Raw genomic sequence first — 13,788 nt, forward strand, 5'->3', positions numbered from 1 at the left:
AGCTCCGGCAAATACGTCGGACGGCATGCAGCAAGGCCTAGCGCGATGGCCTGGGCACGTCGAGGGAACCGCGCGCCGCAACGAAGCGCGCCACCAGCCATGCCGCCAGCGCCGGCGCGAATGCGAAGCTCGCGAACAGCCAGGCGGCGGCCGAGCGTGCGCCCTCTGCACCGCCCGGTTCGGCCAGGCCGGCCGCGTTGGCCACCAGCCCCGCCAGCGCCGCGCCCACGGCCATGCCGTAGAGCTGCACGGTGGTGATCGAGGCCGAGGCCAGCCCTTCCTGCCCGGCCGGCGCCAGCGACATCAGGCGCGTGACCAGGTGCGGCCACCCGATGCCCACGCCCAGCCCCACGGCCGCCAGCGCAATGGCGGCCAGCAGCATTTCGAGCGCCGGCGCGAAGCGTCCGGGCGCCGGCAGCAGCAGCGCGAGCGCGGCCAGCCCCAGCGTGCAGGCCACCGGCCCGGCGCGCAGCATGCGGTCGGCGCCCGCGCCGCTGCGCCCCGACGACAGCAGCGAACCCACGCTCCAGCCGCCGGCCATCGCGGCCGTGAGATAGCCGGCCGACAAAGGCGAATGGCCATGCAGCAGCTGCAGGAAGTACGGCACGAAGATCTCGGTGGTAGTGCCGATCAGCAGCAGCACCACGCTCGCATAGATGGCACCCATCGGCGTGCGCAGCGCGTAGGCGCCGGCGGGCAGCAGCCGCACTGCGGCGCGCCGGTCGATCCGCGTGGCGGCCACGCCGAGCGCCAGGCCCAGCGCCACGCCCGCGGCCTGCCAGGCCATTGCCGACAGGAATTCGCTGGCCGCGATCACCAGCACCGAGGCCGCCAGCAAGCCGATCTGCAGCGCCGCGATGCGCGGCATGGCCGCCGGCCGCTCGTGCCGCACGCCGGCCGCGGGCCGCAGCTGCACCGCCACCAGCAGCCCCTGTACCGCAGCCAGCGGCAGCAGCGACCAGAAGGCCCAGCGCCAGTGCCCCGCCTGCGCGAACAGGCCGCCGACCGCCGGTCCGCAGAGCGTGGCCACGCCCCACATGCCCGACACCAGCGCCACCGCGCGGGGCCACAGCCGCGGCGCGAACACCCGCTGGATCAGCGCGTAGCTCAGCGCCGCGAGCAGTCCGCCGCCCAGCCCCTGCACCGTGCGGCCCGCGAGCAGCCAGGGCATGGCCGGCGCGAGCGCGCAGGCCATCGAGCCCGCGCCGAACACCGCCAGCGCCGCCAGGCAGGCACCGCGCGGGCCCAGCCGCGCGAGCAGCCGCACCGACAGCGTGGCGCCGAGGATCGACCCGACCACGAACAGCGTGGTGCTCCAGGCATACCAGTCGAGCCCGCCGATCTCGCTCACCACCGACGGCAGCACGGTCGTCACGATGTGCACGTTGACCGCGTGCAGCGCAACGCCGCCCGTGAGCGCCAGCGCACGCCAGCCGTTGCGTCCGCTGAACAGTTCGCTCCAGTCGGCGGCGGGCGAAGCGGGGTGGAGCGAAGCAGGGGCGTTGGATGAGGCAGCAGGCATAGGGCGCGGTCCGTGGCGGACGACAGGTGGCAAGGCAAGGCCTGGATACTAGGCCCGCCCCCGGAATTAAACAAGCTATTGCTTTGATAAATAGAGGGTCTTGGACAGCCGCGCGAATGCGCGACACTCTGGCCTGATGCAAGCCGCTTCTTCCTCCGCAGGCCCCATGCCGCAAGCCACGCCCCGCCGTCCCTCGATCGCTTTCCTGTTGTCCCACCCGGCGCATTTCATCGCCATGGGCTTCGGCTCCGGCCTGCCGCGCGTGGCGCCCGGCACCGTCGGCACGCTCTGGGCCTGGGCCGCCTTTGCCGTGATGCAGCTGTGGTTCACGCCCGCCGCCATCGGCTGGATCATCCTGGCCTCGCTGCCCGTCGGCTGGTGGGCCTGCAGCATTACCGCGCGCGACATGGGCGTGGCCGACCCGGGCAGCATCGTGTGGGACGAGGTGGTCGCGTTCTGGATCGTGCTGTGGCTCGTCACGCCGGCCGGCCTCTTCGCGCAGGCCATCGCGTTCGGCCTGTTCCGCTTCTTCGATGCCGCCAAGCCGGGGCCGGTGGCCTGGGCCGATGCGCTGTTCAAGCAGCGCGACGCGACCGAGGTGCGCTGGTGGCGCGCCGGCTTCGGCATCATCCTCGACGACCTCGTGGCGGCGTTCTGCACGCTCCTGGTCATCGCTCTCTGGCGCGCATGGTGAACTTGATGGAACCCTCGACCCCGGCGAATTTTCTTGCCGACCAGGACACACCCGCGCTCGTTGCGGCCCTGGCCGGACTGCTGCTGGAAAAGGGCTGGATGCTGGCCACCGCCGAAAGCTGCACCGGCGGACTCATCGCCGGCGCATGCACCGAGCTCGCGGGCTCCAGCGCATGGTTCGAGCGCGGCTTCGTCAGCTACTCCAACGCGGCCAAGACCGAACTGCTGGGCGTCGATGCCGCGCTGATCGAAGCCCATGGCGCGGTCAGCGAGCCCGTGGCGCGCGCCATGGCCGAGGGGGCCATCGCGCGCTCGGCAGCGCGCACGGCAGTGGCCGTGACCGGCGTGGCCGGCCCCAGCGGCGGCAGCCCCGAGAAGCCGGTCGGCACCGTGTGGTTCGGCTGGTCGGTCGACGGGCAGGTCCGCACCGAGCGCCGCCGCTTCGACGGCGACCGCGCCGCGGTGCGCGCGGCCACGGTGCACTACGCTCTGCAGACGCTGGTGGGCCTGCTCGGCCCGTACGCCGGCACAACAACAAAGGCCCCATGACATGACAGCAGCAGCCAATGCCCAGACCATCGAGCGCCTCTACGAGGCTTTCTCCAGGCTCGACGCCCCCGCCATGGCCGCCTGCTATGCCAGCGATGCGGCGTTCGACGACGAGGCCTTCTCGCTGCGCGGCCGGCAACAGGTGGGCGGCATGTGGCGCATGCTCTGCAATGCCACCAAGGCCAAGGGGGCCGACGTCTGGCGGCTGACCTGGCGCGACGTGCACGCCGACGACACCAGCGGCCAGGCCCACTGGGACGCGCACTACCGCTTCAGCGCCACCGGCCGGCTGGTCGACAACAGCGTCGATGCGCGCTTCGGCTTCACCCCCGACGGGCTGATTGCCACCCACCGCGACAGCTTTGCGTTCTGGACCTGGTCGCGCCAGGCGCTGGGGGCGCCGGGCCTGCTGCTCGGCTGGACGCCGATGCTGCGCAACAAGGTGCGCGCCACCGCCGCCGCCAATCTCGCCACTTATCTCGCACGCCAACCATGAGCAACAGCAACCTCGTCATCACCAACAACGAAGCCCAGCACCGCTACGAAGCCGCACTCGAGGGCCAGCTCGCGGCCTACGCCGAATACAACCTGCTGACCGACGCCATCATGTTCACCCACACCGAGGTGCTGCCCGAGCACGAGGGCAAGGGCGTGGGCTCGGGCATCGCACGGCATGTGCTCGACGAGGCGCGCGCCAGGGGGCTGCACGTGATTCCGGTGTGCCAGTTCATCGCGGGCTACATCCGCAAGCACCGCGAGTACGCCGACCTGGTGCGGCCGGACATCCAGCGCGCCTTCAAGATCTGAGGGCTTGCGCCTTCGGCGCGGGCAGCCACGCGAAGGCCGCGATGCCCAGCACCAGCAGCGCGGCGATGGTGGCCAGCACGGCCGTGAGCGGATCGCCGCCATGCGCCGCGGCCACCGAGGCCGCCACGCCGGTGCCCCATTGCATGAGCGCGACGCCAAGGAACATCGCCATCGTGAAGACCGCCATCGCGCGGCCCGTGAGCGTGGCCGGATAGGCCACGCGCACGTCGGCGTACTGCCAGACGATGAAGCCCGAGAGCACGCCGATCAGCACCATGCCACCGATGTCCAGCCAGGCCGAGTGCGTGAAGGCGATGAGCGCGAACAGCGCCGCATAGCCGAGCGCGCAGACCACGATCCGGCGGCGGCGCGCGGCGCCGTCGCGGTCGAAGCGGCCGAACAGCGGCGCACCGAACAGCGAGATCACCGACACCGCGATCGCGACATTGCCGCTCTGCACCAGCGAGTAGCCGTGGCGCTCCATCATGAGCGGCCCGAGCCAGAGCCCGCGCAGCGAGATGAAGGCGGCATAGGTCACGGCCCCGAGCACGACGATGCCGAGCGTGTGCGGCATTGCGAGCAGCGCGCCGAACTGGCGGATGGCCTCGGGAATGGACTCGTTCGCCTGCGGCACGGCCGAGGCGGGCTCGCGCACCCAGCGCCAGATCGCGAGCCACGCCAGTGCCGAGGCCACGGCCAGCACCAGGAAGCCCGCGCGCCACGAATAGGCCTGCACCAGCCACGCGAGCGGCGTGCCGGTGGCCAGCATGCCGAGGCCGCCGATGGCCAGCACCAGGCCGGAGACGGTGGCGAAGCGCGCGGCCGGAAAGTGCCGCGCGATGAACACGGTGCACACCAGGAAGGCCGGCGCGCAGCCGATGCCGATCAGCGCCTGCCCCGCCACCAGCACCGCGTAGCTCGGCGCGAACGCCGACAGCAGCGCGCCCGCGATGGCGACCGGAAAGGCCACCAGCACCGTGCGCCGCACGCCATGCAGGTCGATGCCGATGCCCATGAAGAGCTGCATCGCGCCAAAGGCGAAATGAAAGGCGCCCGAGAAAATGCCCAGCGCCTGGGCCGACAGCCTGAAGTCGGCCTGCAGCGGGCTCGCCATGATGGCGCCCACCGTGCGGAAGGCCTGGCTCAGCGCCACCCCGGCGCACAGCGCCAGCACCATGACCCACGCCGCGCGTGGCGTCAGCCGTGCACTGGCAGGGCCGCTGTCAGGCACCGTGGCACTTCTTGTATTTCTTGCCGCTGCCGCAGGGGCAGGGATCGTTGCGGCCGGGCGTGGCTTCCTTGCGCACGGTCTCGACCTTCGGGCCCAGGCTCTTCCAGAGTTGGCGCAGGTCGTACACGGCCCAGATGGCGGCGCCGAAATCGTCCAGCCGCTGCTGGCTCACGCTGGGCGGGCCGTCGTCGCTGAACATCGAGAGCGTGGGCTTGGCCTTGTCGTCCTCGGTCAGCGCAACGATGTTGTCGAGCGCGTCGTCGAGCATCTGGGCGGCTTCCTTGTCGCGCGGCGTCGCCCAGTCCTCGGGCCAGTTCTCGACCGCATACATGAATCCGAGCGCCCAGACCTGCGCGAACGAGGGAATCTCCTCGCCCGCCACCTCGGCGCGCTCTTCCTCGGGCAGCGAGGCGATGGCGCCGCGGGTGTCGAGCACCTCGGGCTGCCAGCTGCGCTCGTCGTCGAGCGACTGCACGTCGGCGTCCAGGCCCTCTTCGATCTCGAGCCAGCGGCGCTTCCAGTTCCAGACGAACTCCATGTGCTGGGCCGGCACGAAGCCCTCGCCCAGCAGCACCGGCCAGTATTCGGCGGGCTCGATGGGCCGGCGGGTGCAGATCAGCGCGGCCATGAAGCCTTCGCAGAACTCCCACTGGGGGATTTCCTCATCGTGCTCGCGCATGGCGTCGAGCGCCTGGTCGAGAGCATCGAAATCGTCGGGGCCGAGGGGGGCGGAAGCGGCCGCTGCGGCCTGGGGGGTGTCGTGGTTGTTGGTCATGGCAAGTTCGGGGCAGCCCTCTATGATGCAGCAGGCCTCCGGTCGACACTATTTTTTATGCCCACGATTATTCCGTTTCCGACGCGCTACAGCGCCTTCGCCCTGTGCGTGGTCGGCCTGGCGGCCTGCATCGCCCTGGTGCTGGTGTCGCCCCACCTGTGGCTGGCCTGGGTGGGCGTGGCCGTCTTCGCGGTGCTTTCGGGCACCGGCGTGCACGACCTGCGGCAGGCGCGCCACGCCATCCTGCGCAACTACCCCGTCATCGGCCACCTGCGCTTCCTGCTCGAATTCATCCGGCCGGAAATGCGGCAGTACTTCATCGAGAGCGATTCCGAAGCGGCCCCGTTCTCGCGCGCGCAGCGCTCGCTGGTATACCAGCGCGCCAAGGGCGAGCCCGACAACCGGCCCTTCGGCACGCAGCTCGACGTGACCATCGCGGGCTACGAGTGGATCAACCACTCGATGCAGCCCACGAAGCTCGAGAACCACGATTTCCGCATCGTGATCGGCGGCACGCCGCATACCGCCGACGCAAACCCGCCGCCATCGGGCGCGGCCGGGGCGTCGTCCCACCATCCCTGCACGCAGCCATACAGCGCGAGCGTGTTCAACATCTCGGCCATGAGCTTCGGCGCGCTGTCGGCCAACGCGATCCTCGCGCTCAACCAGGGCGCCAGGCTGGGCGGCTTTGCGCACGACACCGGCGAAGGCTCGATCTCGCAGCACCACCGCGTGCATGGCGGCGACCTGATCTGGGAGATCGGCTCGGGCTACTTCGGCTGCCGCAACGAGGACGGCACGTTCAACGCCGAGCGCTTCAGCGCCAACGCGCGCGACCCGCAGGTCAAGATGATCGAGATCAAGCTGAGCCAGGGCGCCAAGCCCGGGCACGGCGGCGTGCTGCCCGCGCCCAAGGTCACGCCCGAGATCGCGGCCGCGCGCGGCGTGCCGATCGGCATCGACTGCGTCTCGCCCTCATCGCACAGCGCGTTCACCACGCCCATCGAGATGATGCATTTCATCGCCAGGCTGCGCGAGCTTTCGGGCGGCAAGCCGACCGGCTTCAAGTTCTGCCTCGGCCACCCGTGGGAGTGGTTCGCGATCGTCAAGGCCATGCAGGCCACCGGCATCACGCCCGACTTCATCGTGGTCGACGGCGCCGAGGGCGGCACGGGTGCGGCGCCGGTCGAGTTCAGCGACCACGTGGGCGCGCCGCTGCAGGAAGGCCTGCTGCTGGTGCACAACACGCTCATCGGCGTGAACCTGCGCCACCGCATCAAGCTGGGCTGCGCGGGCAAGGTGATCACGGCCTTCGACCTGGCGCGCATGATGGCGCTGGGCGCCGACTGGTGCAACGCGGCGCGCGGCTTCATGATGGCCCTGGGCTGCATCCAGGCGCAAAGCTGCCACACCGGCCACTGCCCCACGGGAGTGACCACGCAGGACCCGGTGCGCCAGCAGGCGCTGGTGGTGCCGACCAAGGCCGAGCGCGTGCGCAACTTCCATCGCAGCACGCTGCATGCGCTGCAGGAGCTGGTACAGGCCGCCGGCCTCGACCATCCGCAGCAGATCACGGCGCACCACATCGTGCGGCGCATCTCCGACACCGAGGTGCGCCTGTTGAGCAACCTGGTGATGCAGGTGCAGCCGGGTGCGCTGCTCGGCCCGCTCGACAAGCAGCACAACGTGTTCCGCACCTACTGGCCGCTGGCCAGCGCCGAGAGCTTCCAGCCCCTGACGCAGGGGCCGCACGGCCTGGTGTCGAACCTTCCGCTGGCCGCATGAACCCCTTGCGACGCGGTGGTTCTTCGGCGCGGCTGCACAGCGCCAAGGGCGCGGCCTCCGCCCCTGCACCGCTGGACGCGCAGCCCGTCGGGCCGGCGCCCGGCGACTACGCCGAGTTCCTGCGACTCATGCTGCCGAAGCAGCAGAAGAACGTGGCCAGCCACCGCCTGGGCAGCGAGCGCGTGTGGCTCAAGAAGGCCGGCCCGCGCCATGGCAAGTGGGGCTACCGCGTGATGGCGGCGGTCGCGCGCATGGCCCGGCTGGACATCATCAAGCCGGTGCCCAACCCGGGCGGCGAGGCCGCCATCGCCACCGAGGCGCGGCGCCTGCGGCAGCTCGCGGCCGCGGGCCTGCGCGTGCCGGCGGTGCTGGCGCAGCAGCCCGACGGCCTGCTGATTTCCGACCTCGGCGAAAGCGGCCGCAGCACTGTCGTGCTGCAGGAGCGGCTCGACCAGGCCGCCGCGGCCGGACCGGCCGCGCTGCTCGCGGTCTGGCGCGAAGGGCTGGCCGCGATCGCCAGGGTGCATGTGCGCGGCCAGCACCTGAGCCAGGCCTTCGACCGCAACCTGGTGCAGTGCCCCGACGGCGTGATCGGCTACATCGACTTCGAGGACGACCCGTCCGAGGTCATGACCCTGGCCGAGTGCCAGGCGCGCGACTGGCTCAGCTACCTGCACTCCACGGCCATGATGCTGGAGGCCGCCGCGCCCGAAGCCGCCGGCCAGCACTGGCACGCCGCGCTGGCCGAGGTGGACGCACAAGTGCGCGAGCGCATCGCCGAGGCGGCGCGGCGCATGAAATGGGCGCAGAAGCTGCCCGCGAGCCGACGGTGGGGCCGCGACACGCAGCGGGTGCGGGCGGTGGCGCGGCTGCTGGGGCGCTGGCACCTGGCGCCGGCCGCTGCGCTCCGGAACTAGCGGCGGTCGTCACATGCGTTGTTGACGGTCAAGCTGCTTCTGCCGCCATGTGCGGAATCCGCGGTCGCCGAGCCAGCCGCCCACAACGACACAAAGAGCCTGTACCGCAAGCGCAATGACGAAGGCTCGCGACAAATCGCTCTCGCTTTGGGCCCTGTTCATTTCGTACCACTGTCCAATGGGAACGAGCACGACTTTCGCAACAAGAAAACTGAGCGCAAGTGCGCCGGCCAAAATGAAGAGCAGTCGAATGAGTATTTTCACGGCTCGGCCAGCAGTCGCCACATGAACTACCGGCGATCCGGCCGCTTCTGCCGCCACTTGCGAAATGCCCAGTCGCCGAGCCAGCCGCCCACTATCAATGCGAGGAATTGAACGGCGAGCGCGACCATGTACGCCTGGCCCAAGTCACCGTCGTTCCTTGCAAATTTGAGCTCATACCAATGGCCCACAGGGCCAATGAGCTTGTAGAAAACAAGGCCGAGCGCAATTGCTCCGGTCCAAATACAAAGCAGTCGAATCGGGGTTTCATTGGACCGGCTAAAACTTCTGGCCATTTCGATGACATCCCTCCCAAGAGCACGCCTCGGGCTATTGACGATCAAGTTGCTTCTGCCGCCATTTGCGAAATACCCAGTCGCCTAACCAGCCACCCGCGATGGCGCAAATCGCTTGCACAGCAAGGAGAGAACGAAAGCGTCGGACACATCATCGAAGCTCTGGGCCTTGCTCATTTCGTACCATTGCCCAATGGGGACGAGCACGACTTTCGCAACAAGAAAACTGAGCATCAGCGCTCCGACCAAAATGCAGAGCAGTCGAATGAGGATTTTCATAGAACAGGCCAAAACCATATGGCTTGCGCATGGCGCATGTCGGTGAGCACCCCTTCCCAAGAAATGCGCCACTGGATGAGGGCCGCACAAGGCAAGGAACTGCGATGCCGTTCGCCGCAACCATCCTCGCCTTGCCGGAAAGCTAACACCGCCCCTGGCAGGTGTCGATGAGAAGGAAGTCGTCAAGCCGCCGGATTTCGCGCTTCTCGGCGCGCAGCGGCAACTGGCCGAGACTGTGGGTGCAGTCAGGCCCCGAGCGCCGCCTGCACCACCACGCCGCGCAGCGCCAGCCGCTTCTTCATCGACAGCACCGCGCGGTCCTTGCTGAGCAGCAGCGCGCGGTGCGCCACCGCAAGGTCGATGAAGACCTGGTCGTCGGGGTCGCTGCAGACGCAGGGTGCGCGCAATGGAACGCCTTCGACCATGCGCACCCGCGCATCGAAGTCCGCCAGCACGGCGGGCACTTGCAGGCCGCGCTGCGCCATGCGCCGGGCAATCAGCGGGTAGCCGAGCACGCGCTCGAGTTCGGCGCGCATCGCGGCCGTTGCGAGCCAGCGCAGTTCGCCCGCGGCCAGCAGGGCGATCAGCGGCAGCCAGGCGGGGTCTTCGAAGACCAGCAGGTCGAGCGCGATGTTGGTGTCGATGACGACGAGGCCGGATTCCGGAACGGTCATGGTGGCGTGCACCCGCAGGGGCGCGAAGCTACTTCCTGGCCGAACCCGCGACCATGTCGAAGCGGAACAGGCGGCACTCGATGGGGCCGTTCCACATCGGCACGCGGCGCGATTCCTTCAGCCGCATCTGCCTGGGCAGCTTCAGGTCGGGCGTGAGCACCCAGGCGGTCCAGCCGGCGTAGTTCTTCTTCCAGTGGGTGGCGAGTTGCGGAAAGAACTCGCCGCCGCCGCCGCTTTCACCGCCAGCGTCGCCCGAAGTCTGCGCGGCTTCACGGGCGCCGAAGCGCGCCACGCCGCCGACCTCGATGCGCTCGCCGTACGGCGGATTCAGCATGATCACCCCGCCCTCGGCCGGCGGCATGCGCTGCAGCGCGTCGCCGCCGCGGAACTCGATGGCATCGGCGACACCGGCGCGCTCCGCATTGCGCTCGGCAAAGTCGACCATGCGGTGCGAGACGTCGGAGCCGAAGATGGCGACATCGCGCGGCACCGCCGACGATGCGGCGTCCTTCTTGATGGCGTCCCAGACATGGGCCTGGAACGGCAGCAGCTTCTCGAAGCCGAAACGCCTGAGCGACCCGGCCGCAATGCCGCGCGCGATCTGCGCCGCCTCGATGGCGATGGTGCCGCTGCCGCAGCAGGGGTCGTACAGCGGCTCGGCGGCCACGGCGCCGGTTTCAGGGTTCCACCAGCCGCTGGCGGCCAGCATGGCGGCGGCCAGGGTTTCCTTCAGCGGCGCATCGCCCTTGTCCTGGCGCCAGCCGCGCTTGAAGAGCGGCTCGCCGGAGGTGTCGATGTAGAGCGTGCAGTGTTCGGTGGTCAGGTGGGCGAACACGCGGCAGTCGGGCCACTGGGTCTCGATGCTCGGGCGCACGCCACCGGCCTTGGCGCGGAAGCGGTCGGCAATGGCGTCCTTGATGCGCAGGGTGGCGAAGTTCAGGCTCTGCAGCGGGCTGTGCTGCGCCGTGGTCTCGATCTTGAAGGTCTGCCTGGGCGTGAACCAGATCTCCCAGGCCACGCCGCTCGCGATGGCGTAGAGGTCGTTCTCGCTGCGGTAGGGCGCGTGCGCCAGTTCGACCAGCACGCGCTGCGCGAGCCGGCTGTGCAGGTTGAGCTTGAGCGCGTCGCGCCATTCGGCGCGCACCCGCACGCCGCCGCGCAGCGTGAGCAGGTCCTGGCCGACGCGGCCGGTGAGCGCATGGACTTCCTGCGCGAGGAATTCCTCGACGCCGGCGGCGCAGGGCAAAAAGAGAGAGAGATCGTTCACAGGAGGTTCGCCATCATTCGGCCGCAGGGGAACGCCATTGTCGCCGCGCCGGGCCGCTTCTCCACACAGGGGACCGGACGAGCAATTCCACCACTGCGTCCATGGTCGCTCCGGCCGATCGGGCCGCGGCGCCTCCGCCGCTTCCGATATATGCTCCGCGCACAGGCCGCCGGTCCTGCTTCCGATGTCCATCGACACACCTTCCCACCCCGCCGCCATGGCCGATGCACCCGCCGATCCACGCCTGCGCGAACTGCGCTACGGCCCGGTCGCGATCGCGCTGCACTGGCTGCTGGCGGCCATGATCGTCGGCTCGCTCGGCGTCGGCCTCTACATGACCGGCCTGCCGCTGTCGCCGGCGCGCATCAAGCTCTACAACTGGCACAAATGGGCCGGCGTGACGATCCTGCTGCTGTCGGCCGTGCGCCTGCTGTGGCGGCTGCGCCATCCGCCGCCGCCGCTGCCGGCCGCTGCGGCGGCGGCCATGCCGCGCTGGCAGCGCAGCGGCTACCGCGCGAGCCACGCGCTGATGTACCTGCTGTTCCTGGCGGTTCCGCTGTTCGGCTGGGCCTACAGTTCGGCGCTCGGCTTTCCGGTCGTGTGGTTCGGCCTGCTGCCGCTGCCCGACTTCGTGCCGGTCGACAAGGAATGGGCCGAGGTCGTGCTCAAGCCGCTGCACAAGGGCAGCGCCTTCACCCTCGCCGCGGCGGCGCTGCTGCATGTGGCGGCGGTGCTCAAGCACCACTGGATCGACCGCGACGGCATCTTGAAACGCATGTGGCCCGCGCCACGCAAGGAATCCGCCAGATGAAGCGCACCGCCCGCCCCTTGCTCGCAGCCCTGGCGTTGGCCACTCTTGCGCCCGCGCTCGCCGAGCCGGCCGCGGCCACCCGGCTGGTGCCGGACAAGAGCCAGATCGCCTTCGTGAGCAAGCAGATGGGGGTGCCCGTGGAGGGCACGTTCAAGAAGTTCGATGCCCAGGTGGCTTTCGATCCGCGCAAGCCCGAAGGCGGCAGCGTCGCATTGCAGATCGACACCGGCAGCGCATCGCTCGGCGTGCCCATGAGCGATGCCGAACTGCCCAAGGCGCCGTGGTTCGACACGGCGCATTTTCCGCAGGCCAGCTTCCAGTCGAGCGCGATCAAGGCGCTGGGCGACGGCCGCTTCGAGATGGCGGGCAAGCTCACCATCAAGAACATCTCGCGCCAGGTCACGGTGCCGGTGAGCATTGCGCCGGCCAACGGCCACGCGGTGGCCAGCGGAAGCTTTACGATCCAGCGGCTCGACTACAAGGTGGGCGACGGCGAGTGGACCGACACCTCGGTGGTCGCCAACGAGGTGCTGGTTCGCTTCAAGTTCACGCTCGCGGGCTTCGGTCCGCTTTGAATTTTTCCTGTTTCGTTCCCACGCCACGCACGCCCATTGCCATGAAGAAGCTCCTCCTCGCTGCCGCGCTGTCTGCCGCGGCGGCCCTTGCCACCCCTGCCCTGGCACAGGACTACACCGCGCCGGCCGTGGCCGCCAAGCCCGCGGGCGGCCCGGTGAAGAACGCCAGCTACGTGATCGACCCCACGCACACCTTCGTGATGTACGAGATGGGGCATTACGGCACCACCACCAACCGCGGCCGCTTCAGCACCAAGGACGGCTCGGTGCAGATCGACGGCACCGGCAGCAGCGGCAAGGTCGACATCACGATGGACATCGGCTCCATCAACACCGGCGTCGACCTGCTCAACCGCCACGTGCAGAGCAAGGATTTCTTCAACGTGGCCGAATTCCCGACCGGCCGCTTCGTGGCGGACCGCATCGAGTTCAATGGCGACAAGGTGGTCGACGTGCCGGGCACGCTCACGCTGATGGGGCAGACCAGGCCGGTCACGCTCAGGGCCGTGCGCTTCAACTGCTACCTGAATCCGCTCATCAACCGCCAGGTCTGCGGCGGCGACTTCGAGACGACCGTGCAGCGCAGCGACTGGGGCATCACCTGGGGCCTGAACTTCGGCTTCGAGAACAAGGTGAAGCTGCTGGTGCAGGTCGAAGCGGTCAACGTGCAGCAGTAGTCCCGGGAAAAGCCATGAGCGGCATCACGGTTCCGTTGCTGGGCATCGCGGGCGCTATGGTCGTCGGGGCCATGAGCCCCGGACCGAGCTTCGTCATGGTGGCGCGCACCGCCGTGTCGTCGTCGCGCGCCGATGGCCTGGCCGCGGCGCTGGGCATGGGCGCAGGCGGCGTGGTGTTCGCGATTGCGGCGCTGGTCGGGCTGCAGGCGGCGTTCCTCGCGGTTCCGGCGCTGTACCTGGCGGTGAAGCTGCTCGGCGGCGCCTATCTCGTCTATCTGGGCATCCGCATCTGGCGCGGTGCGCGCGAGCCGCTGTCCGCCGTGCAGGACGAACGCGCGGCCGCGGGCTCGGGCAGCAATGCGCGGCGCGCGTTTCTCCTGGGCATGGGCACGCAGATCAGCAATCCGAAGACCGCGGTGGTCTACGCCAGCATCTTCGCGGCCTTCCTGCCGCGCGAGGTGCCGCTGGCACTGGCGCTCGCGGTGCCGGCGGTGATCTTCTGCATCGAGACCGGCTGGTACGCGGTCGTCGCGCTGGCGCTCTCGTCGGCGGCGCCGCGCTCGGCCTACCTGCGCTACAAGGCCTGGATCGACCGCGCGGCCGGCGGCGTGATGGTGCTGCTGGGCCTCAAGCTGCTGTCGGGCGTGCGCAGCGGCTGAGCCGCCCGGG

18 protein-coding genes are annotated in these 13,788 nt (G+C 69.5%); 10 read left to right on the forward strand and 8 right to left on the reverse strand.

What is annotated here, in order from left to right; translation table 11 throughout:
* Positions 1 to 37: 37 nt before the first annotated feature.
* Positions 38 to 1,522, reverse strand: a complete 1,485-nt coding sequence (locus FB547_RS12125) for an MFS transporter (RefSeq protein ID WP_145742510.1) — start codon at positions 1,520 to 1,522, stop codon at positions 38 to 40.
* A 166-nt stretch (positions 1,523 to 1,688) separates the two neighbouring features.
* Between FB547_RS12125 and FB547_RS12130 the strand changes: the two genes are divergently transcribed.
* The 4 genes from FB547_RS12130 to FB547_RS12145 are packed head-to-tail and all read left to right on the forward strand — an operon-like array spanning position 1,689 to position 3,571.
* Positions 1,689 to 2,216 carry a phosphatidylglycerophosphatase A gene (locus tag FB547_RS12130; protein WP_145742512.1) on the forward strand — a complete coding sequence of 176 codons (528 nt, stop codon included), beginning with the start codon at positions 1,689 to 1,691 and terminating at the stop codon, positions 2,214 to 2,216.
* Positions 2,210 to 2,764: a CinA family protein gene (locus tag FB547_RS12135; protein WP_145742514.1), complete on the forward strand. Its 555-nt coding sequence runs from the start codon at positions 2,210 to 2,212 to the stop codon at positions 2,762 to 2,764. The genes FB547_RS12130 and FB547_RS12135 overlap by 7 nt, the downstream gene beginning before the upstream one ends.
* 1 nt (position 2,765) lies before the next feature.
* Positions 2,766 to 3,260 (forward strand): nuclear transport factor 2 family protein, encoded by a 495-nt coding sequence (locus FB547_RS12140; RefSeq protein WP_145742516.1) that lies wholly within the window; start codon positions 2,766 to 2,768, stop codon positions 3,258 to 3,260.
* The gene (locus FB547_RS12145; protein WP_145742518.1) at positions 3,257 to 3,571 is read left to right on the forward strand and encodes a GNAT family N-acetyltransferase; all 315 of its coding nucleotides are present in this window, start codon (positions 3,257 to 3,259) and stop codon (positions 3,569 to 3,571) included. The genes FB547_RS12140 and FB547_RS12145 overlap by 4 nt, the downstream gene beginning before the upstream one ends.
* On the opposite strand, the gene FB547_RS12150 is transcribed toward FB547_RS12145, so the two are convergent.
* On the reverse strand, positions 3,561 to 4,748 hold the full coding sequence (locus tag FB547_RS12150; protein WP_145742993.1) for an MFS transporter: 1,188 nt from the start codon (positions 4,746 to 4,748) through the stop codon (positions 3,561 to 3,563). The two genes, FB547_RS12145 and FB547_RS12150, sit on opposite strands and share 11 nt — an antisense overlap.
* A 46-nt stretch (positions 4,749 to 4,794) precedes the next feature.
* On the reverse strand, positions 4,795 to 5,577 hold the full coding sequence (locus FB547_RS12155) for a UPF0149 family protein (RefSeq protein WP_145742519.1): 783 nt from the start codon (positions 5,575 to 5,577) through the stop codon (positions 4,795 to 4,797).
* A gap of 57 nt (positions 5,578 to 5,634) precedes the next feature.
* Between FB547_RS12155 and FB547_RS12160 the strand changes: the two genes are divergently transcribed.
* Both FB547_RS12160 and FB547_RS12165 read left to right on the forward strand, forming a co-directional pair.
* The gene (locus FB547_RS12160; protein ID WP_145742521.1) at positions 5,635 to 7,362 is read left to right on the forward strand and encodes an FMN-binding glutamate synthase family protein; all 1,728 of its coding nucleotides are present in this window, start codon (positions 5,635 to 5,637) and stop codon (positions 7,360 to 7,362) included.
* Positions 7,359 to 8,279, forward strand: a complete 921-nt coding sequence (locus tag FB547_RS12165; RefSeq protein ID WP_145742523.1) for a hypothetical protein — start codon at positions 7,359 to 7,361, stop codon at positions 8,277 to 8,279. Before FB547_RS12160 ends, FB547_RS12165 begins: the two co-directional genes overlap by 4 nt.
* Positions 8,280 to 8,288: 9 nt before the next feature.
* Here the strand turns inward: FB547_RS12165 and FB547_RS12170 are convergent, their stop codons facing one another.
* From FB547_RS12170 to FB547_RS12190, 5 genes are all read right to left on the reverse strand, one after another.
* Complete coding sequence (locus FB547_RS12170; RefSeq protein ID WP_145742525.1) at positions 8,289 to 8,543, reverse strand: hypothetical protein; 255 nt, start codon at positions 8,541 to 8,543, stop codon at positions 8,289 to 8,291.
* Between the two features lie 26 nt (positions 8,544 to 8,569).
* Entirely contained in the window at positions 8,570 to 8,836 is a 267-nt protein-coding gene (locus tag FB547_RS12175) for a hypothetical protein (RefSeq protein WP_145742995.1), read from the reverse strand.
* A gap of 84 nt (positions 8,837 to 8,920) precedes the next feature.
* The gene (locus FB547_RS12180; protein WP_261380269.1) at positions 8,921 to 9,115 is read right to left on the reverse strand and encodes a hypothetical protein; all 195 of its coding nucleotides are present in this window, start codon (positions 9,113 to 9,115) and stop codon (positions 8,921 to 8,923) included.
* Between the two features lie 245 nt (positions 9,116 to 9,360).
* A complete protein-coding gene (locus tag FB547_RS12185; RefSeq protein WP_145742528.1) occupies positions 9,361 to 9,789 on the reverse strand; it encodes a putative toxin-antitoxin system toxin component, PIN family in 429 nt (142 codons plus the stop codon).
* A gap of 28 nt (positions 9,790 to 9,817) precedes the next feature.
* Positions 9,818 to 11,056: a class I SAM-dependent RNA methyltransferase gene (locus FB547_RS12190; RefSeq protein ID WP_145742530.1), complete on the reverse strand. Its 1,239-nt coding sequence runs from the start codon at positions 11,054 to 11,056 to the stop codon at positions 9,818 to 9,820.
* Between the two features lie 184 nt (positions 11,057 to 11,240).
* On the opposite strand from FB547_RS12190, the gene FB547_RS12195 reads away from it, so the two are divergent.
* From FB547_RS12195 to FB547_RS12210, 4 genes are read left to right on the forward strand one after another with little or no spacing between them, the layout of a single operon-like run.
* Positions 11,241 to 11,867, forward strand: a complete 627-nt coding sequence (locus tag FB547_RS12195; RefSeq protein ID WP_145742532.1) for a cytochrome b — start codon at positions 11,241 to 11,243, stop codon at positions 11,865 to 11,867.
* Positions 11,864 to 12,442: a YceI family protein gene (locus tag FB547_RS12200; RefSeq protein WP_145742534.1), complete on the forward strand. Its 579-nt coding sequence runs from the start codon at positions 11,864 to 11,866 to the stop codon at positions 12,440 to 12,442. The genes FB547_RS12195 and FB547_RS12200 overlap by 4 nt, the downstream gene beginning before the upstream one ends.
* A 41-nt stretch (positions 12,443 to 12,483) precedes the next feature.
* Complete coding sequence (locus tag FB547_RS12205) at positions 12,484 to 13,119, forward strand: YceI family protein (RefSeq protein ID WP_145742535.1); 636 nt, start codon at positions 12,484 to 12,486, stop codon at positions 13,117 to 13,119.
* Between the two features lie 14 nt (positions 13,120 to 13,133).
* Positions 13,134 to 13,778 (forward strand): LysE family translocator, encoded by a 645-nt coding sequence (locus FB547_RS12210; protein ID WP_145742537.1) that lies wholly within the window; start codon positions 13,134 to 13,136, stop codon positions 13,776 to 13,778.
* Positions 13,779 to 13,788: the final 10 nt, after the last annotated feature.

It is taken from the genome of Variovorax beijingensis (genome assembly GCF_007828835.1).
Lineage (GTDB): Bacteria > Pseudomonadota > Gammaproteobacteria > Burkholderiales > Burkholderiaceae_C > Variovorax > Variovorax beijingensis_A.

Excerpts from the sequence above, each read along its gene's own strand:
- FB547_RS12130 (WP_145742512.1), top strand. The coding sequence starts at position 1,689 with ATGCCGCAAGCCACGCCCCGCCGTCCCTCGATCGCTTTCCTGTTGTCC.
- FB547_RS12145 (WP_145742518.1), top strand. The coding sequence starts at position 3,257 with ATGAGCAACAGCAACCTCGTCATCACCAACAACGAAGCCCAGCACCGC.
- FB547_RS12185 (WP_145742528.1), bottom strand. The coding sequence starts at position 9,789 with ATGACCGTTCCGGAATCCGGCCTCGTCGTCATCGACACCAACATCGCG.
- FB547_RS12155 (WP_145742519.1), bottom strand. The coding sequence starts at position 5,577 with ATGACCAACAACCACGACACCCCCCAGGCCGCAGCGGCCGCTTCCGCC.
- FB547_RS12205 (WP_145742535.1), top strand. The coding sequence starts at position 12,484 with ATGAAGAAGCTCCTCCTCGCTGCCGCGCTGTCTGCCGCGGCGGCCCTT.
- FB547_RS12200 (WP_145742534.1), top strand. The coding sequence starts at position 11,864 with ATGAAGCGCACCGCCCGCCCCTTGCTCGCAGCCCTGGCGTTGGCCACT.
- FB547_RS12175 (WP_145742995.1), bottom strand. The coding sequence starts at position 8,836 with ATGGCCAGAAGTTTTAGCCGGTCCAATGAAACCCCGATTCGACTGCTT.
- FB547_RS12165 (WP_145742523.1), top strand. The coding sequence starts at position 7,359 with ATGAACCCCTTGCGACGCGGTGGTTCTTCGGCGCGGCTGCACAGCGCC.
- FB547_RS12210 (WP_145742537.1), top strand. The coding sequence starts at position 13,134 with ATGAGCGGCATCACGGTTCCGTTGCTGGGCATCGCGGGCGCTATGGTC.
- FB547_RS12150 (WP_145742993.1), bottom strand. The coding sequence starts at position 4,748 with ATGGTGCTGGCGCTGTGCGCCGGGGTGGCGCTGAGCCAGGCCTTCCGC.
- FB547_RS12125 (WP_145742510.1), bottom strand. The coding sequence starts at position 1,522 with ATGCCTGCTGCCTCATCCAACGCCCCTGCTTCGCTCCACCCCGCTTCG.
- FB547_RS12195 (WP_145742532.1), top strand. The coding sequence starts at position 11,241 with ATGTCCATCGACACACCTTCCCACCCCGCCGCCATGGCCGATGCACCC.
- FB547_RS12140 (WP_145742516.1), top strand. The coding sequence starts at position 2,766 with ATGACAGCAGCAGCCAATGCCCAGACCATCGAGCGCCTCTACGAGGCT.
- FB547_RS12135 (WP_145742514.1), top strand. The coding sequence starts at position 2,210 with ATGGTGAACTTGATGGAACCCTCGACCCCGGCGAATTTTCTTGCCGAC.
- FB547_RS12160 (WP_145742521.1), top strand. The coding sequence starts at position 5,635 with ATGCCCACGATTATTCCGTTTCCGACGCGCTACAGCGCCTTCGCCCTG.
- FB547_RS12180 (WP_261380269.1), bottom strand. The coding sequence starts at position 9,115 with ATGAAAATCCTCATTCGACTGCTCTGCATTTTGGTCGGAGCGCTGATG.